A 24,196-nucleotide genomic window follows, 5' to 3' on the forward strand; every position below is an offset into this window, starting at 1 on the left:
ATCATTTTAATTTTCAATCAATTTCGAATGCAAAAATTATTTCATCGATTTAATTGAAAAGAGAGAAACGTTGATTAACTCTCGCTCCACTTAATAATATAATTTGCCAAAACATTAGTTACTTCTACTACGCTATCTAAATGAACACATTCATCTGGTCCATGCATATTTTCTCCAATTGGCCCAAAGCACAATCCTTGTTTTCCGTAATACTGCGTAAATCGTGCATCATTTCCTCCAGCTCTTCCAACCATTATGACTTTATGTCCCATAACATCTTCTGCATTTTCGATGAATAATTTTACAAAAGGGTTCTCAGGGTCTTGGTACCATGGCTCCGTTGACCATCCAAACCACTCTATAACAGGTGGATTTTTAGCCATCCACTCATCGCCTATGACAGCTTTCATAATCGTGTCTTGTACTAGTTGCTTAATTTCTTCGCGAGTTTCCCCTGGGATAAAACCAATTCTTCCTTCGAGGATCGCTTCCCCTGGAACTGTCGATACCCAGTCCCCAGCTTTTAGTACACCTAAGTTTAAGTGAACGGACTGTCCAGATCCCTTTTCAAATAAATCAAACTTAACATTTTTAGCACGCCATTCGCTTAATTCATCCAGCGCACTAAGGATTTTCATCATTTTTGAAATAGCATTTATGCCTTCATGCGCTAAACCTGCATGCGCTGTTCTTCCCTTTACGTACACTCGGAAATACATAATCCCCCCATGACTTATTGTCATATTCAAATTATGTGGCTCTGTCGAAATGTACCCATCTGTTACGAAGCCTTCCTCCAAACATGCTAAAGCTCCGCCTCCACCACCAGCTTCTTCTTCTATTACTGAATGTAGCTGAACATCTCCAGCAATTGGATAACCTAAATCAATTAATGTTTTCAATGCGAACCAATTTGAAATAAGTCCTGCTTTCATATCGGCAGAGCCTCGACCGTATAACTTGTTTCCAATAATATCTCCACTCCATGGGTCCATCGTCCAGTTTGAATATGGTTCTGGTGAAACAACATCTACATGCCCATGAATCGTTAATGACTTACCATCGGAGACACCTTTATGTATTCCGATAATATTTTTTCGGTCTTCAAACGGAATACCTGAATCAATAAACGCTTCATGAGCTGAAACCTTCTCATATTTTGGTTCAATCTCATGCAAAATCAAGTTAAGTTCTTCATATTTTTTTTTCATGTATAATTGCATCTCTTGTTCATTACCAACAACGCTTTTTATACGTACGACATCTTGAATTGTTTTAAATAATTCTTCTTTATTTTCTTCTATATACAGTCGAATTTTTTCTTTCAAAGCAATCACTCCTCTATTTACTTCTTCTGTCATTAAAAAGAGAAAGATTATCTAAGAGATTCTCATCCTCTAAATAGTTAATTCAAGACTTTAATCTTATCTTCATTAAAAATCTCTTTATCTAATGACTCCAAGTCATCAATAGAGTCCATGCTTCCAAGTTCTTTTTTAAAGAATCTTGTAATAAACAGCATGTAAATGGTTCCGATTATAAGCCAAACGATTCCACCTATAAATGCATCAGCGTGTAAATGATACCAAAGAACTCCAGTAGCTAATGCTCCGAAAGAAGGCATAATTAAGTACTTAAAGGTTTCACTGCCTGATCTCCTTTTCTGACGAATATAGAAATGAACAATAACAGAAAGGTTAACGAATGTGAATGCAATTAATGCCCCAAAGTTAATGACTGAAGCAATTAATTCTAAATTTGGCCCTATTGCAAATAATGATACGATTCCCGTCAAAACAATCGTAAAAACAGGCGTTCTAAATTTAGGGTGTAAGTATCCGAAAGTTTTTTTAGGAAGTACACCATTTCTGCCCATAACAAACAGCAAACGAGATGCACTTGCATGAGATGCAAGTCCTGAAGCTACAGTAGCAGCGAATGCTCCTGCAATGAAGAGCAGTTGGAATAACTTCCCTCCTACATACAAACCAATTTCCGGCAATGTATCATCTACATTTTCGAACACAGAAACATCCGGGAATAATGCTTGAGTAAAATAAGAAGCAATAAAGAAAATGCCCCCACCGATTAAAACAGTTAGAAGGATTGCTCTAGGAACTGTTGATGTATCCTTTGCTTCTTCCGTATACATTGTTATTGCGTCGAAACCGATAAACGAGAAAGCTACTACTGTTGCCCCAGTTAAAACGGCTATTAATTTCACATTTTCATGTGATAGTGGATGAATCGTGAATAAAGTACCATTCCCCATACCGTGATAAAGTTGTACAGAAGCAAGTATTATGAAAATACCTATTAAACAAATCGTGAAAACAACGAGTATAAAGTTTAAGCTCGATGTTGATTCCATACTATAAGCATTAATTGCAGTAACTACAATGACATAAGCAAAAACCCAAATCCAAACAGGTACATTCGGAAACAGAGATTCCATATATATTCGAATAATTAATGCATTAACTAAAGGTAATAATAAATAATCTAATAACGATGCCCATCCTACGAGGAATCCTAGGTGAGACCCCATTGTTTCCCGGGTGTATGTATATGCTGAACCAGCAGCCGGGAATACCTGTACCATTTTTCCATAACTAATCGCTGTCAATACCATTACTAACAAGGCGACAAAATACGCCATTGGTACTACACCATTTGTTAATTTTGATACAATTCCAAACGTATCAAAGACCACTGTAGGCGTCATATATCCTAATCCCAGTGCAACAATTGACCAAACACCTAATGACCTTTTAAGCGTAGTGTTATCTGTCATTCATCCATCCCCTTTACATATTTTTAGCTGCTTCATTAAATGTTTTAAACTGCGACTAATCAATCTGAACTGCATTGAGCACTGGTGGTTTATGCTTAAGACCTTTTGTCATAAATAATAAATAAATAACACCAATTCCTAACCAAACACTACCAAGAGTAATCGAATAAACATCTAGATTGAAAAGCAAACAAGTTGTAAGTACTGCTCCGATTAATGGAAAAATCAAATAGAAGATAGTCCCCTTTAAGGAGCGTTCTTTTCGTTTACCGTAATATAAAAAAACAACGGATAAATTCACAGCAGTAAATGCAAGTAAGGCGCCAAAGTTAATGAAAGACGCGACAAAGGTTAGACTTAAAAACATCGCAGATAATGATAAAAGACCAATTAATAAAATGTTGTTTACCGGGGTTCTCGTTCTTTTATTTAGTTTTCCAAAAAAATTTTTAGGTAATTGTCCATCTCTTCCCATTGCGTATAATACACGTGCAGCACTTGCTTGAGAAGCGGACGCGGAACCAAATACAACCACTGCAGTTTTTGCTAGGAATGCTGCTTGTAAGGCATTCCCGCCTACTAGGAAAGCAATTTCATAGGAAGCAGAATCAGCATCTTTAAAACTCGTATAATCTGGCCAAACATTATGGGCAAAATAAGATACGACTACAAAACATAATCCACCAATTATTGTTACTAAAGATATTGCACGCGGTATGTTTTTCTCCGGATTTTTTACTTCTTCTGAAAAAGTAGAAACTGCATCAAAACCGAGGAAAGAGAAACATAATAGTGCAGCACCAGCAACTATATACTTAAATGATTCCTCGGTATTAAAAAAGGGATCAAGGTTAAATAAAATGCCAGTCCCGGTTCCAGTTACTATTGATTTAACTGATAAGATGCAAAAGACAATTATAAATAATACCGATAAGCCTATTACAATCATGTTGACATTTGCGCTTAACTTTACACCTTTAACATTTACAAACGTCACAAGAACTACTAATGTAAGTATCCAAACATACTGTGGAACTTCAGGTATTGCAACTGAGAAGAAAATACCAAATAGTAAAAAATTAACCATTGGGATCAAGAGATAATCCATTAAAATTGCCCATCCCACTAAGAAACCAACATGAGGATTAATCGCTTTTTGCGCATAGGTATAGGCAGATCCCGCAATAGGGTACGCTTTTGCCATTTGACCATAACTATGAGCCGTAAACATCATCACAATTAATGCAAGTACATACGATCCAGCGACCATACCATGAGATATTTGAGAGGCTATGCCGTATGTGCTAAACACTGTAGTTAAAGCCATAAAGGCCAGCCCAGTAACAACAACAGACGTTAAAGAAAGCGATCTAGACAAATTAACTGAATGTTTCATTTTTTTCACTCCCCGAATAGTAATAAAAAAATGTTCCCGGTAAAATGATCAATTAACTAAAATAGTAGGATAGTAGACTGATTCACTATAAACAACTTCACCATCCATAATTGTTAACAAAACTTTCGTTTGAAGAATTTCTTTATGTTCTACTTCAAAGAGGTTTTTATCTAGTACAATAATATCTGCTAATTTTCCAACTTCTAATGTACCCAAATCTTTTTCTCTGAATGTGCTGTAAGCTGAACCTTTTGTATACGCTTTCAACGCTTCTGCGAGTGTTAGCTGCTCTTGACTATTCCACTCATAATCACCAGTAAAGTCTAGTCTCGTAATCGCATGAAAAATTTCTTTAAAAGGATCTAATGTTGTTATTGGATAGTCTGTACCAAGAGCAATATACTCGACTGCGTCGTATAACGTTTTACATAAATACGTATAAGGGTCTTTCTCTTTACCGACACGCAAAGTATGACTTTCTTTTGGCATCAATGCTAGATGAGAAGGCTGTACAGATGGAACAACCCCCAATTCTTTAAATCTCTGAATATCTGTCGGATGAATCACTTCAATATGCTCTAGCGCATGTCGTGAATCTCTCACACCATTCTCCATCCTTGCTGCTTCAAATATATCTAGAGCAAGCCTAACTGCGCCATCACCTATTGTATGGAAGCGAATTTGAAATCCTTCTTTGTCCGCTTTTGTCACCCAATTTTTGATCGTTTCTACAGGAAAAGCAGTACTCCCACGTGTTGTAGGTTTGTCTAAGTAAGGATCTAACATGTATGCGGTATGTCCAGTTACAACGCCATCAATAAACTGCTTAAGTCCTGCAAGCTGTAATTTTTCGGAATTGTACTTTTCACGCAAGCTTATCGCTCTATCTATATCATCATTTAACTCAGGGTAAAGATGAATGCGAGTCGTAAGTTTTCCAGCTTCATCATATGCCTTATACATATCGAAACTATTTAACTTATCAAAACTACTTGCAAACAAATCATTTACTGATGTAATACCTAATTGAGCTGATTTTTTTAAGAACTCTTCAAACAATTCTTCTTTCCGTTTATCCGGAAATGCGAGAGCAATATCCACAACTAAATTCATTGCTGTTTCAAGAAGAATTCCTGTGATTTCATTATTTTCATTTTTTTGAATCGTACCATTAGGAGGGTCTTCGGTTTCATTTGTAACCCTTGCATTTTCAAGTGCTAAACTATTAACCCACGAATAATGACCTTCTGCGTGGAAAAGAATAATTGGGCGATTAGGAACTACTTTGTCCAAAGAAAAACGTGTCGGCAAGCATTTCTTTGCCCAATTTGTATGATCCCATCCATAACCTATAATCCACTCATCAGCATGCACGTTTTCTGAAAATTGTTTTACTAAACTAGCAACCTCTTCTTCCGAATGAGCATCTGATAAATTAATACTTGCATGCGAGAAAAGACTACCAAACATGAGATGAAGGTGCGCATCATGAAATCCTGGCATAATGAGTTGGTTGCCATAATGATATTCCTTCGTGTCTAAACCTATAAATGGTGTTATTTCCTCCATCGAACCTACCGCAATGATTTTATTACCTTTAATCGCAATAGCAGCTGGCTTTGCTTCATTTTCTAAACCTGTAAATACTGCTTCACTCGAAATAACTTTATCAGCGATAACCATTATAACTCCTCCCTTTACCTAAGATTTACTTCTAATGGAACTCTTATAACAATCGATTGAAAGCGCTTACATAACTAAAGAAGTTAAATATTCGCAATTAACAATGTGCATCCACTGTTCGCCTATTAAAATAGGCGAACATAACAGACAAAAGACTCATACTAATTTAAGCTTGTAAACTGGATTTTTCCATTCCAAAAGTGTTGCATATTCTAATGACTCAACATCCCCAGGTAAATAGCCTGGCATTACTTTATTTAATACATATCCGTTTTTCAATTGGAATGTTAAAACAGGATCATATATTTTCCCTTTCATTACCTCTAGTACATACTCATCTGCACTCATCTGCTCAGCATATTTATAGTAATAAGGTATACGACCACCTACTAAGATACTTTCTAAGTTAAGTTTCTCACATATTCTTTTTCGGCCATCATACAAATGACGTCCCAATTGTAACCCTCTAAAATCTTCGTGTACGCCAATTTCAATACCATATAGGTTTTTACCATTAGGGTTATGATTTCGAATAAATCCTAAATCACAGATTTGAAAATAGGAGTGACTATCTCCGTAATCTTCAAAATTTACAATTAGACTTAAAGCGGTTCCTACAATTTTACCGTTATATTCTAGACAAATTTGACCTTCTGGAAACAACTCAATCTGACTTTCAAAATGCTCATATTTTAATGCCATATCAGGTCCAAAACACTTCATAGAAAGTGCGGCAACTTCAGCAAGATCCTCTTTTAAAATATTGCGGACAACTATTTCTTGTCCATTTTTTTTTAAATGTACTTGAGACATAATAAATCCTCCCTCTTATTTTATTGAAATTAAATTAAAGTTTCAGGTGTGTTGATTAACTATTTTTATCTAATTCTAATGAAAGAAAAGGTTGATTTCCGCTACGGGCTACTCGCTTTCCTGCGGGCGAGCGTCGAGCCGCTTCCTTCGCTAAAGGAACGAAGGCTAAATGCGTCACGTCCTGTGACAATGCCTTCGTGACCAACATCATGTTGGCCTCAGGGTCTCGACTGTCTCGCTTTTCCCGCGGGAGTCGAGTAGCCCTTCGCTACAATCTATAAAATTGGCATTATTTATACGGTAAATTTTATTAGGAAGCTGAGGAATAAGGGTGAAATTATTCAATAAACCCCTAATCAACACGCCTGTTAAAGTTCATTACTTTATTAATTGTGTAGATTTAATCCACATCCTATATAAACTAAGTATGGGGAAAGTAATCTTTGGGAGAATGCAGAAAAGTCTACCACACTATATTTAGTTACCTAGATTGAGCCATAACCACAATATGCACTTGATTTAATGTAAATCTTATGCCATGAAAGCACATGGAACGAAAGGCGGCGACTCCTTGGGGATTAGCGAACAACTTGAGACCCCGCAGGAGCGTTAGCGACGAGGAGACTCAAGGTTCGCCCCCAGGAAAGCGTCCGCCTGTAGTGGAATGTGCTGTCAAGTACAGACTTTGATGTAGAGCCCTAGATTAGTAACAATTTTTTAATTACTTTATAAAGATCGATACAAACTTCTTCTCCAAGTACTCCTCTAGTCCGTACCAACCACCTTCTTTTCCCATTCCACTTTCCTTCATACCACCAAACGGAGCTTGTACAACCACTGGAGCTGGATCATTAATACCAACAATTCCGAACTCTAAAGCACGCATCATTCGCAAGCCTCGACCAATGTCTCGCGTATAACAATAAGCTGCAAGACCATATTCAGGATGGTTTGCTCTTTCAACTACCTCTTCTTCCGTCTTAAATGTATAAATTGGTGCAACTGGTCCAAATGTTTCTTCTGTTGTAATCTTCATATTATCGCTTGCATATTGAATAACTGTGGGCTCAAAGAAGTAACCGCTACCATTATTTAATGTAAATACATTACCACCCGCAATTACTTTACCACCATGTTTCACAGCGTCTTCTACTTGACTTTTCACTTTTTCAAGAGCCACTTTATTAATTACTGGACCGACATTTACGCCATCTTCTAATCCATTTCCTACAACTAATTTGGATACCTTTTCAGCTAACTTTCCTGAGAATTCATCAGCTACAGTTTCTGCTACGTAAATCCGGTTGGTGCTGATGCAAGTTTGACCTGAGTTAATAAACTTAGACACTAAGATACCATTAACTGCTGCGTCAATATCAGCATCCTCAAACACAATATACGGTGCGTGTCCACCAAGCTCCATTGATATTTTCTTCACTGTATCAGACGAATCACGGATAAGTTTTTTCCCCACACGCGTCGAGCCAGTAAATGTGATTTTACGAACGTCTGGGTTACTCGTCATCTCGTTTCCAATTTCTTCAGCTGGGCCAATTACCAGGTTTGCAACTCCAGCAGGTAGTCCAACTTCATGAAAGCATTCGAATACTTTTATCGCCGAAAGAGGCGTTAAGTCAGCCGGTTTTAAAACAATCGTACAACCTGCAGCAAGTGCAGGTGCAATTTTTCTTGTAATCATCGATAACGGGAAATTCCATGGTGTAATAGCTGCACATACCCCAACAGGTTCGCGAATTACCATTAAGTGTTTATCAGCTACAGCTGCAGGAATTGTTTCCCCATAAATTCTCTTAGCTTCCTCCGCATACCATTCCAGATAGCCGATCGCACCTGCTACTTCACGAGTAGCATCTGGTAAAGGTTTACCATTTTCAAGTGTAATTGTTTCAGCTAATTCTTTTGTTTTTTCTTTCATCAATTGAACCACTTGAAACAGGTAGTTGCTGCGCTCATTTCCAGTTGTCTTACCCCAGAATTCAAATGCTCTCTTCGCACTTTCGATTGCTTCTTTAGTTTCAGTTTTACCACCTGTAGCAACAGTGCTAATTATTTCTCCTGTCGCAGGATTTGTTACATCTAATTTATTCCCTGTATCTCGCCATTCACCATTTATATAAAGCACTAGAGAACCTCCCCTTTTTTAACTATAACCACCACTACTCAACTTACTTTATAGGAATAGTTTAGTTGCGTGTATGTTTAAAAGCAGTAATCGAATCGTCTATAATTTGAATCATTTTTTCAATTTCTTCTTTGTTAATAATAAGCGGTGGCGCAATTGCTACAATTTGGTTATTGGCTCCAAGCGCTCTTAAAATTAATTGGCGTTCGAAACATGCGTCAACTACCGCATTTGCTGGGAAAACAGTTGGATCAAACAATTTCCCACTTGTTGGATCTTCATAAAGTTCAAATGCAGCCAACAGACCAATTACTCTGCAATTTGTTACAATACTATGCTTTTCAGCTAAGTAATCTAAACCTTTTTTAAGTTCTTTCTCCATTTCGTTTACGTGGTCAATAATATTATCACGCTCTAGTATTTCAATGTTTTTCAGTCCAATCGCACAAGCAGTCGGATGGCCACTATATGTGAAACCATGTGGGATAACAGCATCGAAGCTAGCAATTGTTTCTCTAATTTCATCATTCATCAAGACCCCGCCAAGTTGCGAATAACCACTCGTAATTCCTTTTGCAATTGACATCATATCAGGGACAACATTCCAGTTGTTTACACCAAACATTTTCCCCGTACGACCAAATCCACAAATAACTTCATCTGCTATGAAAAGGATATTGTACTCGTCACAGATTTTACGAACTGCTTCTAAGTAACCTTCTGGCGGAATATTAACTCCGCCCGCACCTTGCACAGGTTCAATAATAATTCCGGCAATCGTCTCCGCACCTTCTCTTTCAATTGTTCCCCGGATAGAATCTGCATAGTTCGGGTCACTTTTATCACCTAACTCACTGTTTAATAGGTGGGCTGTTGCACGAACAACTCCGTCTATATTTGATGATGCGAACTTGTGGTATGCTGCAAGACCAGTAGCTGTTTGCGCTCCTATTGTTACACCGTGATAAGCATTCGTTAGCGCAATAATCTTTCTTTTTTCTGATTTCCCTTTAAGCTCCCAGTAGAAACGAGCTAATTTAATCGCTGTATCATTTGATTCTGACCCACCAGAAGTGTAGAATACACTATTTAAATCTCCTGGTGCTAACTCAGCTAATTTTTTAGCAAGTAGAATGGATGGTTCATTTGAGAATCCTTTAAATGATGATGCATACGCGAGGGTGGATAATTGACTATTACCAGCATCTGCAAGTTCTTGATTCCCATGTCCTAAGTTCACGTTCCAAAGCATTGACATCCCGTCGATGTATTCCACATCATCCGTACTTGTAACTGTAACGCCTTTACCTTTAACAAAGATAATAGGCGGTCCATTGTCAATTAAAGCCTTCGGATTTGTAGCTGGATGTAGCAAGTGCTTTTTGTCCAGTTTAGTTAACTCTACAGTTTTTGATTGTTGAGTAATTTTAGTTGTCATTGATAAAACCTCCATTAAATCGAATTTTTGAACAATTCTTAATTATGAAAATAGTATATCTTTACATTTTTATAATGTAAATTATAATATTTATATGACTTCCATATATTTTATGAATACTAAAAGGAGGAGTTATCAAAATGAACCTTCATCGTTTACATTGTTTTATTACAGTAGTTGAGGAAGGAAGCATTACAAAAGCTGCTACTGCATTGCAAATGACTCAACCCCCCTTAAGTATTTTAATTAGAAAATTTGAACAAGAATTAAATGTCACTTTGTTTAATCGTTTAGGTAGATCTCTTGAATTAACACCAAGTGGACTATTTTTATATGAAAAAGGAAAAGAATTACTTGATTTATCTGAGAATACGGAGAAGAAATTAGTCGAGTTTCATGAAGGAATTAGAGGTACCGTGAAATTGGGTTGTACTACTTCAGCAAATCTATTTATTTTGCCAAATGTTTTAAAAAAAATTCAAAAGGAAACTCCCAACATAGTTACACATGTTCGCGAGGGTAATACATCATATATTTTAGAAGAACTAAGAAGTCATAAAATAGATATTGGAATTGTCCGAACTTCAGTGAGAGCTGAGGACATCCATACTTCAATATTACTAACAGAACCTTTACTTTTAGCTCTTCCACCCAACCATCATCTATGTGAAAAAGATTCTATTGATATTGCAGATTTGAAAAACGAACGCTTTCTTTTAAATACAACATCTTATGGATCAGGTGTTGCTGATGATGTGATCGAGGCATGTCAAAAAAGTGGATTTACGCCTAATGTCGTTTACTGGGGGACAGAAACATTACCAACACTTATGATGGTAATGAAAGGCGCAGGAATTTGTTTTGTACCTAGCTGTTTCAAGCTACTTAATTCTCCTGATTTACCGGTACTTAGACCACTAGCAAATCCAGTGTTACAAACAAAACTTAATATAATTACACTTAAGGATCGTTACATGACCTCAATTTCCAAACGATTTCTTGCGATTACCGAAGAGGTTGCAGTGAAAATGACAAGCATTTTCAATGATTAATGTGATTTAAGTTATGGCGTTCAAGTTAAAATACTCAGTAGATAATGCATAATAAGTCAAAATAAGTATTCTCACTTTAACATCAGTTAAGATGAGAGTGCTTTAAATTACCACCTGCTAAAACAGGTGGATTTTGTCATGAATGTCCACAGTCTTTTTTATCTAACGCTGAAGCCCTTCTCAAAACTCCTAATTTAAGTACCTAATATTAATTAAAATACCCAATATATATTACAAACGTACAATAAATTCACATTATTCATCAACACAATTCCCTCATATGGTTATATTTACAATATAATAGGAATTATACTAGTGATGAGAAATAACAAGGTGAATCCTATTCCCTTTGTTCTCTGTAAAATTTCAGAATATCGTTATTCGTAAGCAATTAGCCACATATAGTTTGTATAAGGACGGATACGTTTATAGTTATAGTAACTAACGATGTATAGCAACAAAATCAATTACAAGACAACAATAATCTAGCTCTCCAACAATCAAACGCAACTGTTGAATAAGCTTCATTTTCTTATTCCCCTAACAGTTATATAAGAATAGGGCTTGTGTTTATCATTGATTTTCATATATGCAAGCCCTATTGTTATGTTCTTACAAGCTCACAGACAACTCTGTTGCTCCAATCAGACAACATGTGTAAATGATTCCTCTGCTCTACTATAGTCCTCAAATGCTCATTATACATTTCTATGAGCTTGCGACTGTTGGTGTAAGCTCCTTCAAAGCTGAGGAGTTTCTTATCGCCAACGATAACAGTCAAACTCAGCTGTTACAAATTTACCATTTAGGAGGGATTCGAACCCTAACCTCCAAATGATCTACAAAAAACCACTCGTTTTCTAAGGCTAAACCAGTTGATTAGTTTGTCTAAAGCCAGTAAAAGATGGTCTTTATCGTACATGTGTAAATAAAATTATCGATTCTTTTTATATCTTGACAAAATGTATATAAAACATAAAAAAATCTCCCCATCTCAGTATATGATTTGAAGAGATTATAGCTTAGATTTCACTTAATTTCTATTGACCATATGCTAACAAGCGATGTACATTTCTTAATCTTGCAAACTATGGTCCTAAATCAGTGGCTTTTGCCTATAACTATAGTATAATAATTGGCTTAACTTGAATATAGGGAGCAATAGGTGTTTGTAAAATTGCCTGCGAGCAGATCTTCCTTTCGAATATAGAACTGCAATTCCCCAGCGTCCCACCAGCAGAATCCCACATCCTGATCGGAGTCTAGCGCAAGCAATACTAGCGTATCCTGCACTTCCTGCTTCGCTCGAACAAAATCACCTTTAAAGTGATCTGTAATCTTCTTTAACGCTGAATCAATTGAATAGTCATACTTTTTACCTATCAACAGATGAAGAGCTGCTTCGTATTCACAATCCCCATGCTGGGTAGATGGATAACCGAACATTGCAGCCAGATCACTTGAGTTATCTTCATTCAACTCGAAGCATAGCTCTTCATACTGATCATAATCATGCTCATCGTCTTCCACTATATCGTAATCTACATAACCGTAATTGGGAAGTTCCATCATTGATTTAGCGCTCACACGGTATCCGGTAAAATCACCCACAATGGCTGTCACTGCAGGCGATGGGGAACGTTTAGCTTCCTTAAGCTTGTCTTCTGATAGATACATCACCTTATGCTCGATTCCATACGCAGGTTCATCCACTCCTATGAAAAAGTACAACATGCCTTTTACTGGTAGCAGTGTTGCTACATCATGTGGTGCCAATTCACTTAAACGCAGCTGGGCCAGGAACTTCATGGAAGTTCCATCAGAATTTAACGGCCATTCCACGTTAGCAGGGAGATCTGGATCGCCCCCTATACGGGATGAGCATATTTCATTGTATGTTTCGATCTCTTTCTTGGACAAGCGAATGCCTTGACGTACAGACTCTTTCAAATAATCCATCGCATGTTCAAACTGGTATTCGTGAACAATTCGCTCAAGTTTATTTCGATTGTTATTATTTAGCAATCTTTACACATCCTTTTTAGTAGGTGGAACTTTCAATAGTAAAGTTTGAATTGCTATCAAATTCCACTGATTCCTTTCTTTCTGTCTTTCGCAAAACAAACTCAAATGTGGGTTCATAATATGAATTTTGCAAAGTTTCTCCACCAAATATCTCTATGCTGTACCAGCCGTTTTCAACTTCAATCATTGGCCTATTGTATTGTCGATAATCATTAAGTAAAGCATGAACCCTTTCGTTAGTGAATTGTTCTAATATTCGCCAAGTAAACAGCATAAGTATGTTGTTTTCAACTTTAAGCGAAAAACCGTCACGTCTGAATTGTAAACGGCTATCTGTTTTTAACAATTCTGGAGTATCATCAGAATAATTAAATATGATGGTATAGGGATAGTTCTCAATACCTACCATCGGAAGTATGATACCATCAAGCGCAACATTATCGCCGCTCTCATTTGTTGTAAATTCCATTGCTAAATTATCAGAATGATTGTTGGACTGTTTCCATTTTTCCAATAGTAAAATATCTCCCAGAATAAAATAGTTTATAAGATCATTCAGCACTTCGGTAAATTTGTATTTCACGTTAAACGCCTCTTTTCCTCCTTTTATCTCAAAGCCAATTTCCTTAAAGTGTGAACGTTATTCAGCTTTGCTGATATACTGTTGCTGTAATTCTGTCATTTGGACATATAAACATATAAAAGATGCCTTCACCATATCCATCGAAATCAGCATAATCGATTTGCCCTATATACCGCATTCTTCGTTTACAACAAGGACAAACGGGATACTCCGGATCCTGGATCCAGCTTGGATGGCCGCCAATTTGCGAATCTAATTGTGACATGGTCCAAACTGCAGCATAATACGGTGATTGCGGCTCATGTGAAAGGACTAAACTAGGTGGGATTTCAGTACTGCTGTTAACGTCATCTATATCCGGAAGATAAGCAGGTTCCTGATTATAGCGGCTCCAGACAGGCACGCCATAATTGTCCAGCTCCATGTATATCGTGCTAAAGCCCCCACATAAATCACAGGTTATTACCTGCAGATTCTCCATCTGCAAGTTGAGATATTGCAAGGACAGATGAGAGGTAGCTACGTCTATCAACTTCGTTAACTTCCTATTGCACCATGGGCATGTTGAATGGCTTATCCCAAGAAAACGGGCATGATGTACTTCATGTAAATCATCATTCTGTTGTTCTGCCTGTCTGATTGCATAACATAAATGATTAATTAGATCACGCTTCTCTCCGTCTGGGGTTAGCTCCCATCCTCCATCGAGAGCGTATGTTTCAGGAGTTACATACAACTGCTCCGCCCATTTTGGCGGCTGCATTTGCCATTCCCGAAACTGCTCTTTGACCAAGGCATTCCCCATCCATCCGAGAGCAAGGAGAAGCTGATTTCGGTTGTCCTCATCCCATTTCACCCGCTCCATAAGCTGATCTTGAATGTCTTGTGGTGCATCTTTAAAAACAATCGGATTATGAAATAAGCCGTGCTCTAAAAGCCCAGGCAAAGCATTCGAGATATTATCATTCCGATAACATACTAGAGATAATAAAATATCTTGTGCTTTACTTTCATTGTTAATAGCGAGTAATTCCATCGCATATTCCAGCATAGCGCCTGCTTCATTATCTGATAACGATATGTATAACTGCTCCATGCTCAAAGGATAAGGAGTGTATTGGATAAGCGGGCCTTGCCTTCTTGGTGCATGCATCACCTTGAGAATATCTAAATGATCTGTTAGTCCTTCAAAGAGATTCACCGTTTTGCGGTGCTGCTCAATATAAGCTTGTTGTTTTTTTCGTTCTTGCTCCTGATGGCAGGGCATGCAGATACCGCCTGTTTTGGCTGCTGTACTCGGCAAAATTGTTGCGTTGCAGTTTTCCGTCTTGCATGGTATGCGTTCCGCCATGTTTGATTAACCCCCCTTTACTTCATCCCTCTTCATAGCTGATATGTACTTAGAAAAAAGTATGTATAGTGCATTAAAAAGTTTATTGTATACGCTGATTAAGTCGTACATATGTTATCGCTTATAGTCGGGCTGTTCCAAAGTAATTGGATTAGGATTGCTGAGTACCCAATGCACTGCCAGTTCGCATAGTCTCACAGGTTCATTTCTACCATTGCCGTTGCGAAGTTTTTTCGCTAATGTTTCGGCCTCCTGAAGTGCAGCAGGATGTAATGGCGTACCCAAGCTAAAGTAATGGTCTAAACTGTTAAGCATTTTACAAAATTGATTATCCCAGTTGATACTGCCGTTATCTAAAATTTCGTATGATATTTTACCTGTAATACGGATAACCTCACCCTGTACAGTTTTCGCATGTCCTTGTGAAGGAATTAATAAATTCCAAAGTTCATTATGTTGCGCCTGCCATCCCTTTGTTGATACTGCTATTGGAAAGGTGCCATCGTGAGTCTTTCGTTTCCCTACTGGAGGAACATCAAATAGCTCATATAGACGTAAAAGTGCCTCATCTGTTTGATTCAAATATTCTTTATTAAAGCCTTCTCTGTGAAACTCAAAGTCATTGTCAATTCGCTTAATAGAATCTTTCATTTTCTGCGTTTCAGTCGCTCCAGCGTTAAGCAAAATATCGGCAATTTTCGCCATATTGACAATATCTATGTTTCTACACATTGCCAAAGCTTTTTCTAAGGGCGTCTGTTTCATCTTATTTTTTGTGCTGAGATTTGCGCCTTTGGCAATTAATGTGTAAACTGCATTTGGATTAAATGAATCTGCTGCGGCAAATAGAGGTGTCTCATTTTGATAATCAATGACCTCTATATCTGCACCCAATTCAAGCAGCAAATCAATATTACCGCGCCTACTTATTGCATGTTTATGTAGAGCCGTTCTTCCGTAACTGTCACTAGCATTTATATCAGCACCTTGTTCCACAAGCCAGCGGATCAATTCATTCGGTATATTGAAAAAGCTCAAAGCTGTTGATTTACTGTAACCGCCACGGGCATCTAATTCGCATTGCAAAAATACCTCTTTTAATGCTGATATATCGCCTACTTCAATTAGTTCATCGAAATTTTTCGGTAAGGTTTTTTTTCTTCTTCCTCATCTGCACTTCTCTCCTTAGGTCAGATTTTTGAAATTAACACATTACTACATTTTACCACTTATTCATTTGTTGTAGTATTCCATTCTCCATCAATATGGTGCTATACGATCAAACCTTAAATAAAGTTATGGTTAGATGAGTATTTACTGAATAGTTCCTTGACTATTCGGTAATATCCGTTTGGCTAAACACTCGTATCATCACTCCCATTGCTTCAATTTGAATAGGACAAGCCTGTTTGAGGAAATATTAATCGATGCACTAATTGATAACCTTCCCTTCTGGTAACTTACCATCCTTCATCCACTCTTCTACAAAACGGTTAAAGAACTCAGGATGCGCTAATGAGACACCGTGGCCGATGTTCGATAGCACAACACCTTGACAATTGGGATTGCTATTCACAAGATGGATCGCAGATTTTTTCATGTTGCTTTTCTCTTTCTCACCGACAGTTACCGAAATTTTACATTGAGCTTTTGAAAAATCATGCGGGATGGCAAAAGACATATTTTCTTGCAATATTTTTATTAGGTTATCTACTTTTATCTTTGAACTATCTTCATAATATTGCTCAAAATATTCTTCATCTACATACAATGTTTTAGCTTGAAGCTTGGCGAAGGATTTATTTTTTATTAAGGGAAAAGTTAATTTTATCATTGGTCTAATCCATTTTTCTGCAACTGTGGATGGTGTCACTAAAGCACTGTTGATGATGGCAAAGTCTATTAATTGCGGTTTTAGACTAACCATTTGAATAGCAATTTGAGCTCCTAATGAAAAACCAACTACTATGACACATTTATTTTTTGCTTTTTCTTCTATTAATGATAGAAGGGTTTTAGCACTATCTTCAATTGAAAAATTAGAGTTATTTTTAGCCACGTTATCTATTAATTCTGGTACAACGCAATGATAATCGGAAAAGTATTGGACTTGTTTATCCCACATCCACCCTCCAACACCACCCCCATGAATCAACAGTATAAGCGGCTTATGTATATCTCCGTACTCTTTAAAATGCATGACCACACCTTCTTTCTTCATTCTTGTATTTCTTGGGAAATAATTAGATTATTCTCTCATTTTATCCACTGTATTAATTTTATTATTTATAGTGTCATATTTATAGTTTCTGCTGCATATATAATATTTGAAACACCTTTTACATTTTTTAACATAGCATTGTGACTCTTGGGATTGAGGAAGAAAGACAAAAAATAATAAACATGGAGGTAATACAGATGGATCAAAACAAAACGAACGAACCAAAAGTAAAAGCCATTACCCCTTCCAGTTTAGGAGAATTTCCCCTCGCACCAATTAGTGGCTTATATGTATGGAGTGAGCAGCAAATCCGTGAGGAACTTCGCATCGATGTCGACGGATTCTACCCACAAATGGTAGCAAGTGGCACTATTAGTTCAAACCAGTCTTCTACTATTCATTGGATTGCTAAGTTAACAGCGAATGGTCCAGATACATGGACAGGCAATATTCGAAATAAATATTTAGACGACAACCAATCATTTCCTTATACAAATGTAAAAATACAAGTAACACGCGGTTCATTACCTGAACAGCATTCTGCAGAAGTCGCGTTTCTAATCGGAGGGGAGATAGACAGAACTAGCACTTTCCAGTTTCAATCTCCTTACTTTCACCCTGTGGAATTTGAATTTGATGCTGAAGAAGATACAGCGCCAGTTACTACCTATCAAACTCACGCTCATCCAGACAAGCCTGCATCTTTGCCGGATGAAACTTTGTCAATTTCAGAGGTTTTCAAACGCACTGGGTTTGATGTGAAAATATCAGATGGTAATAATATTGTTTCCAAAGACTATGCAGGGACTGATAAAAAGTGGAACACTCAAGAGATGCATGATGCCATGCAAGTATATTGGTCGCACTTTGATAATAAGCCCCAATGGTCCATGTGGACATTCTTTGCAAATTCGGAAGCTGAAGAAGGCCATGGTCTAGGCGGTATTATGTTTGATAGCATAGGTCCTAATCATCGTCAAGGGACTGCCATTTTTAATAATTCATTTATTGCCGATCCACCTAAAGGTGACCCTGCTCCTGAAGCTTTTGTACAGCGCTATCGTTTTTGGTGTGCTTGCCATGAGATGGGACATGCTTTTAATCTGCTGCACTCTTGGCAAAAACACCTAGGTTATCCTTGGGAACCTTTGGAGCGCCCTCTTATTCCAGAACCAAAGGCTCTAAGCTTTATGAATTACCCTTACAATTTTGATAGTAAATCTGGTGGCAAAGAGTTCTTTAAAAACTTTGAGTATCGTTTTAGTGATCAAGAACTGTTGTTTATGCGACATGCACCTGAGCGCTTCGTACAAATGGGTAATGCTGACTGGGCTGTAGATCATGGTTTTGAGCAACCAAACATGTCTATTCACCCTTCTTTTAATCTTGAATTGAGGGTTAACCGTAAATCACCAATATTCCAATGGTTAGAACCTACAGTTATTGAAATCAAACTAACGAATACTTCGAATCAACCTCAGTCCATCAATAAACATATTTTGTCCGATTTATACGGAATGACTGTACTCGTTAAAAAAGATGGAAAACAAGGACGACGACTACTACCTCATGTTCAATATTTGTGGAACAAAGAGAACAAGGTAATAATGCCTGGTGAATCACTGTACGAAACGATTTTCGCGTCTGTAGGGAAAAACGGCTGGTTAATCGATGACCCAGGATTTTATAACATTCAAGTAGCTATGCAAATAAACGGCCATAACATCGTATCAAATAACTTAAGACTTCGAGTTTTACCACCTACAGGCTACGATCAAGAATTCCTTGCTCAAGACTATTTCTCTGAAGAAGTAGGCCGTGTTCTTGCATTCGATGGCAGTCGTTATCTTGACAAAGGAAACGATATCCTTCGTGAGATAACTGAAAGACTTCCTGACCATGCTGTTGCTCTTCACGCTCATATCGCTCTTGCTAAACCATTGGCGTTCGATTATCAATTCCTTGATTTCACAGGTAACACAGATACAAAAGGTAAAATCAAACTAATACCTGCCCAACCAGCTGAGGCACGTAAACAGTTTACTTCTGCGTTAACTAAACACAACCAAATTGCTGCTAAGACACTTTCTAATATTGATTATCATGAATATATGGGAACATACAGTGAATTTCTAAGTAACCAAGAAGAAAACAAGGAAGCGGCAGAGGTACAAAATGTCCTTTATCAAACGCTAGCTGAACAGAATGTGCTAGATAGTGTATTACAAAACATCAAAAATCGTCGCGAAGACTATGAACAAAAGGAAAATGAAATTTCTACGAACATATAATATTTCCACTTAAATAAGCTACTTTGATTCTGAATACAAATAGAAAACCGTCATTTCAAAAAAAAGGTTAATCGACATGACGGTTTTCTGTTTGATCTTTAAAGTTTGATCATTTATTCTACTTATGTTCATCCCAAAAGTCTTTACTAAAACTCGTATTTGCTTGATATTTCCCTACGGGTTTGTCAATATCTGAACCCCGCAAAATTGTTCCTTTTCCAAACTTTTGCTCGATTTGATCAACCAGTTTAATGATGGGTTCATCTTTTACATGCTCTTCAAAGTTAAATAACGTTAGCTGTTGTGTCGTTTCTTTAATATCACTAACATTCGATACGGTAACACCTAGTAATCGTACAGGTTCCTCATCCCAATGCTTATTAAATAAATACCAGGCATGCTCAACGATATCCTCTTTTGCATGAATCGCGTTATTGATGGACTTACTTCGTGTACAAGTTTCCCAATCAGCTGAACGGATCATGATACTTACTGTAACGCCAGCAAGCTTCTTGGCCTTTAATCTGTCCGCTACCTTTTCAGAAAGTGTTGCGATTACTTTATATAGTTCATCTCTATCTGTCGTATCATGAGAAAGTGTTGTTGAATTCCCTACACTTTTCGTATCATATATAGCTTCTGGATCAACAGGCCTATCATCTTCACCATTTGCCTTTTGCTTCATCCGTAAACCATTAATGCCGAAGTTTTGCTTTAGTACATATTCATCAGCTATAGCTAGTTCTCCAATTGTTCGGATACCTAAATTCCCCAATTTCTCCGCTGTACTTTTGCCAACCCCATGCATCTCAATGACATTCATCGGCCACAATATTGTTGGAACATCACGCTTTCGGAGTATTGTAATACCCATTGGCTTTTTCATATCACTTGCCATTTTCGCCAAAAATTTATTCGGTGCAATACCGATTGAACAAGGGAGTTGCAATTCGTTCCAGATTCTATTTTGCATATTTTGTACGTGTTGCAGTACATTTTGGCCTTCTACTATTGGAAGTTGCAAATATCCTTCATCGATTGAAACTGGTTGGAGAATGTCGCTATACTCTTTCAACAAATTAAAAAATGATTTGGACGCAGCTCTATACCGTTCGAAATTAGGAGGAAGTATTATTAACTCTGGGCACTTTCGCCGCGCCTCTCCGACATTCATAGTTGTATAAACACCACTTGCTCTTGCTTCGTAACTACACGTAATAATAATACCTCTACGCTCTTTAGGATTACCTGCGATGGCTACGGGTTTCCCTTTTAATGAGGGATCATATATTTGTTCAACAGAGGCATAAAAGCAATTAAGGTCGATATGTAAAATGATTCTTCCTTTATTCATATTTCTATCTCCTCATTTACTTTGGCTTACCTTTTAGACTAGGGTCATGCGCCTACTCATTGACACATAAAAACTATTCATTTATACGTCCTTTATGCGCTATTGTATGATACTTCTATTATAAGCTTTCCTAACATTAATCAACAAATGTATAGTCACCATCACTTTCAAGTAATTCCTTCAAAATAATGAGTGCTTGTTCAAGCTGATCTTCAGGTGCAGTGATGGCCAAACGAACTGCATTCACTAGCTTCGCATTTCCTACGGCAAAACGTTCGGCTGCATACACTTGCACACCAGCTTTTGCTGCTAGTAATTCAAACTGAATGCTGGTGAATTTTTCGGGGAGTATAAGCCATCTGAAAATACATTCTTCTTCTCCTAAAATGTTATATTCCCCTAAATATTGATCGACAAGGGCATTTTGCTGCTTGGCATACAATCGGTGCTTCTCTAAAATTGTCTGTGCAACGCCATCATGAATCATCCTTGCTGTAAGCTCCACCATCATGAGAGACACTGAAATATTTATATTATACAGTGTTTCCATTATTTTTTTTCGTAGCGCTGGCGGTGTAACGATATAGGATAGTCGTAAGCCAGGTGAGATGGTTTTTGATACACTAGCAATATAAATAACCTTTTCAGGAGCATAGGACGCTATTGGTGCAAGCGGCTTCTCCTTAAGAAAACTATAAATCGCATCCTCAATGACGATTAAGCCTTTCCACCTCGCAACCTCCGCAATCATTTTTCTTGTCTCCAATGACATTGTATGGGTAGTTGGATTATGAAAATCTGGAATAACATAAAGACCTTTTATATGCTCATTTTTACAAGCGTATAATAACCCCTCCCTTGTCATTTCACCGTTTCTTTGTTGGATTGCCACTAATTGAATACCAAGCATATTTGCAGCTGTTTTTATACCTGCATATGTAATGGGATCTGTACCAATTCGATCTCCTGGCTGAAACAACGCAGCTAACGTGCCAACAATCGCATTTTGTCCCCCCGCTCCAAGCAATACAGGTTGATCTGTTTGAAAATTGACCTTTTCCAAAAGCTTCATTGCCGCTTCCGTTTGCCACGCATTTCCTTCCGGTCGTCCGTACTGAAATAATTTACTAAAATGAGGATCATTCATCATCTTTTTCATATAACGTGTAATATCCTCATTCGCATGATTTTCTGGCAATACAGGGCCCATTTCAATCATCTGAGAAGATTTATTTGTTGGTAATAACATTTTGTTTGTCGCTGCATCAGATGAAACGAATGTACCATTTCCGATCGAAGCATAGATAAGCCCCTTCTGACCACAAAGTTTAAAAGCTCTCGTGATCGTGCTTAAATTAACATCTAAAAAATCAGCTAACTCACGCTGAGGAGGTAGCTTGGTGCCTGGCGATAATTTTCCATCCTTAATATCTTGTTCCAGCTGTTCAGCTATTGCTATATATAATGGAGGCGAACTTTTACTAATGTCCGGTTTCCAACTCATTGGATATTCTTCAAACGAATTAACTGGCATATTCTAAGCTAAGCTCCTTCTCTCTCAATTTTTGCATACAATATTTCATTGTCTTGCATACAATGATAATATTGTATGCATATGATGGCAATGATATAATTTTTAAAAAATCAGAAAAAAGGAATGAAAAATTATGCAATTTTCAGAAAAGATTTTAAATACCCCGTCCTCATTCATCCGAAATATTTTGAAAGTAACTGATTCTGAGGATGTCATTTCTTTTGCAGGGGGGCTTCCAAACCCAATCTCTTTCCCAATTGAAGCATTAAAGGCATCTGCGAACCATGCCATTACGGAAAATGGCAGTCGTCTATTCCAATACTCTTCTACGCAAGGGTATGCGCCTTTACGTGAGTACATTGCTGCAAAATATCAACGTGTGCACGGACTAGATATCCATGCTGACGATGTATTTATTACAACTGGATCACAGCAGGCTCTTGAATTAATTGGGAAAGTACTTATTAACAAAGGTGATGGTATCGTCATCGAGGAGCCCGGTTACTTAGGTGCCATTCAAGCCTTCACATTAAGTGAGCCAACTTTCTATGGTGTAACACTCGAAAATGATGGATTAAACTTAGAAGAGTTAGAGAATGCACTACAACAGCCAAATGTAAAATTCGTCTATACAGTTCCAAATTTCCAAAACCCAACAGGCCTTACGTATTCTAGAGAAAAACGTCAGCAAATTTGCGAAATCATGGCAAAATATAAGGATGTAGCATTAATTGAGGATGATCCATATGGAGAATTACGCTTCCAAGGTGAGCCACTACCGTACATTGGTGCTGGTAAATTAGAAAATAGTATTTTGCTAGGTTCTTTCTCTAAAACGGTCACACCAGGAATGCGTCTTGGCTTTATCATTACAAAAAATAAAGAATTACTGCAGCATATCGAAACAGCGAAGCAAGCAACTGACCTGCACACAAATATTTTCGCTCAATATGTCATTTATGATTATCTAGTAAACAATGACTATATGGAACACGTTCAGAAAATTATAGCGTTATATAAAAATCAAGCAGATGCTATGCTAAATGCAATGGAAGAGTTTTTCCCAGCACATGTGGACTACACACGACCAGACGGTGGAATGTTCATTTGGGCTACAATGAACAATGGAACTTCGTCAGTAGATGTCTTCCATAAAGCGATGGAGCAAAAAGTAGCCTTCGTACCTGGCGATCCATTCTATACATCAAAAACTGATGTTAATACAATGCGCCTCAATTATACGAATGCAACACCTGAAGTCATCCGAGAAGGTATTAAACGCTTAGGTAGCATTTTATAAAGTCATTTAAAAGTTATTGATAAGAGATGGTGTGAAATTTTCACACCATCTTTGCTTATTTCTCATCATATTAACTTCTTCCCCAACAGATAAATAATTTCATTAAAGTTTACATAATATCATGCAAATGTATGTTCAAAGCCATCTTTAGTCTTTGACAGAAAATTATTATCACAGAACGTAAAAACAACACGATGATTATTGAAACTACATTATTA

General features: G+C 37.4%; 18 protein-coding genes. 3 read left to right on the forward strand and 15 right to left on the reverse strand.

The window, feature by feature from the left end; translation table 11 throughout:
- Window positions 1-74: 74 nt before the first annotated feature.
- The 8 genes from ACIQ7N_RS02120 to ACIQ7N_RS02155 all read right to left on the reverse strand — a co-directional run bounded on the left by ACIQ7N_RS02120 (window position 75) and on the right by ACIQ7N_RS02155 (window position 10,267).
- Window positions 75-1,328 carry an ArgE/DapE family deacylase gene (locus tag ACIQ7N_RS02120; RefSeq protein ID WP_402929985.1) on the reverse strand — a complete coding sequence of 418 codons (1,254 nt, stop codon included), beginning with the start codon at window positions 1,326-1,328 and terminating at the stop codon, window positions 75-77.
- Between the two features lie 77 nt (window positions 1,329-1,405).
- Complete coding sequence (locus ACIQ7N_RS02125) at window positions 1,406-2,794, reverse strand: APC family permease (protein ID WP_248716340.1); 1,389 nt, start codon at window positions 2,792-2,794, stop codon at window positions 1,406-1,408.
- Window positions 2,795-2,849: 55 nt separating this feature from the next.
- Window positions 2,850-4,190 (reverse strand): APC family permease, encoded by a 1,341-nt coding sequence (locus ACIQ7N_RS02130; RefSeq protein WP_402929987.1) that lies wholly within the window; start codon window positions 4,188-4,190, stop codon window positions 2,850-2,852.
- Between the two features lie 48 nt (window positions 4,191-4,238).
- A complete protein-coding gene (locus ACIQ7N_RS02135) occupies window positions 4,239-5,873 on the reverse strand; it encodes an amidohydrolase (RefSeq protein ID WP_402929989.1) in 1,635 nt (544 codons plus the stop codon).
- 156 nt (window positions 5,874-6,029) lie between these two features.
- Window positions 6,030-6,686 carry a GNAT family N-acetyltransferase gene (locus ACIQ7N_RS02140; protein WP_402929991.1) on the reverse strand — a complete coding sequence of 219 codons (657 nt, stop codon included), beginning with the start codon at window positions 6,684-6,686 and terminating at the stop codon, window positions 6,030-6,032.
- Window positions 6,687-6,741: 55 nt separating this feature from the next.
- Complete coding sequence (locus ACIQ7N_RS02145; RefSeq protein ID WP_402929993.1) at window positions 6,742-6,897, reverse strand: hypothetical protein; 156 nt, start codon at window positions 6,895-6,897, stop codon at window positions 6,742-6,744.
- Window positions 6,898-7,407: 510 nt separating this feature from the next.
- Window positions 7,408-8,829 (reverse strand): NAD-dependent succinate-semialdehyde dehydrogenase, encoded by a 1,422-nt coding sequence (locus ACIQ7N_RS02150; protein WP_402929995.1) that lies wholly within the window; start codon window positions 8,827-8,829, stop codon window positions 7,408-7,410.
- A gap of 61 nt (window positions 8,830-8,890) precedes the next feature.
- Entirely contained in the window at window positions 8,891-10,267 is a 1,377-nt protein-coding gene (locus ACIQ7N_RS02155) for an aminotransferase family protein (RefSeq protein WP_402929996.1), read from the reverse strand.
- A 140-nt stretch (window positions 10,268-10,407) separates the two neighbouring features.
- Here ACIQ7N_RS02155 and ACIQ7N_RS02160 point away from each other — a divergent pair, with 140 nt between their 5' ends.
- Window positions 10,408-11,319: a LysR family transcriptional regulator gene (locus tag ACIQ7N_RS02160; RefSeq protein WP_323656794.1), complete on the forward strand. Its 912-nt coding sequence runs from the start codon at window positions 10,408-10,410 to the stop codon at window positions 11,317-11,319.
- A 1,140-nt stretch (window positions 11,320-12,459) separates the two neighbouring features.
- Here the strand turns inward: ACIQ7N_RS02160 and ACIQ7N_RS02165 are convergent.
- The 5 genes from ACIQ7N_RS02165 to ACIQ7N_RS02185 form a co-directional block, all read right to left on the reverse strand.
- Window positions 12,460-13,344 carry a YwqG family protein gene (locus tag ACIQ7N_RS02165; protein WP_402929998.1) on the reverse strand — a complete coding sequence of 295 codons (885 nt, stop codon included), beginning with the start codon at window positions 13,342-13,344 and terminating at the stop codon, window positions 12,460-12,462.
- 16 nt (window positions 13,345-13,360) lie between these two features.
- Window positions 13,361-13,927, reverse strand: a complete 567-nt coding sequence (locus ACIQ7N_RS02170; protein WP_402930000.1) for a hypothetical protein — start codon at window positions 13,925-13,927, stop codon at window positions 13,361-13,363.
- Window positions 13,928-13,988: 61 nt separating this feature from the next.
- Window positions 13,989-15,278 (reverse strand): DUF1963 domain-containing protein, encoded by a 1,290-nt coding sequence (locus ACIQ7N_RS02175; RefSeq protein ID WP_402930002.1) that lies wholly within the window; start codon window positions 15,276-15,278, stop codon window positions 13,989-13,991.
- Window positions 15,279-15,392: 114 nt separating this feature from the next.
- Entirely contained in the window at window positions 15,393-16,403 is a 1,011-nt protein-coding gene (locus ACIQ7N_RS02180) for an ankyrin repeat domain-containing protein (protein WP_402930223.1), read from the reverse strand.
- A 307-nt stretch (window positions 16,404-16,710) separates the two neighbouring features.
- Window positions 16,711-17,484 carry an alpha/beta fold hydrolase gene (locus ACIQ7N_RS02185; protein ID WP_402930225.1) on the reverse strand — a complete coding sequence of 258 codons (774 nt, stop codon included), beginning with the start codon at window positions 17,482-17,484 and terminating at the stop codon, window positions 16,711-16,713.
- A 212-nt stretch (window positions 17,485-17,696) separates the two neighbouring features.
- Between ACIQ7N_RS02185 and ACIQ7N_RS02190 the strand changes: the two genes are divergently transcribed.
- Window positions 17,697-19,790: a hypothetical protein gene (locus tag ACIQ7N_RS02190; protein ID WP_402930004.1), complete on the forward strand. Its 2,094-nt coding sequence runs from the start codon at window positions 17,697-17,699 to the stop codon at window positions 19,788-19,790.
- A 118-nt stretch (window positions 19,791-19,908) separates the two neighbouring features.
- Here ACIQ7N_RS02190 and ACIQ7N_RS02195 read toward each other — a convergent pair whose 3' ends face one another.
- Together ACIQ7N_RS02195 and ACIQ7N_RS02200 are read right to left on the reverse strand one after the other, a co-directional pair.
- Window positions 19,909-21,144 carry a DNA polymerase IV gene (locus ACIQ7N_RS02195; RefSeq protein WP_402930006.1) on the reverse strand — a complete coding sequence of 412 codons (1,236 nt, stop codon included), beginning with the start codon at window positions 21,142-21,144 and terminating at the stop codon, window positions 19,909-19,911.
- 136 nt (window positions 21,145-21,280) lie between these two features.
- Entirely contained in the window at window positions 21,281-22,678 is a 1,398-nt protein-coding gene (locus tag ACIQ7N_RS02200) for an aminotransferase-like domain-containing protein (RefSeq protein ID WP_402930008.1), read from the reverse strand.
- Between the two features lie 133 nt (window positions 22,679-22,811).
- On the opposite strand from ACIQ7N_RS02200, the gene ACIQ7N_RS02205 reads away from it, so the two are divergent.
- The gene (locus ACIQ7N_RS02205) at window positions 22,812-23,978 is read left to right on the forward strand and encodes an aminotransferase-like domain-containing protein (protein ID WP_402930010.1); all 1,167 of its coding nucleotides are present in this window, start codon (window positions 22,812-22,814) and stop codon (window positions 23,976-23,978) included.
- Window positions 23,979-24,196 lie beyond the last annotated feature (218 nt).

The organism is Lysinibacillus sp. NPDC095746, assembly GCF_044763535.1.
Taxonomy (GTDB): domain Bacteria; phylum Bacillota; class Bacilli; order Bacillales_A; family Planococcaceae; genus Lysinibacillus.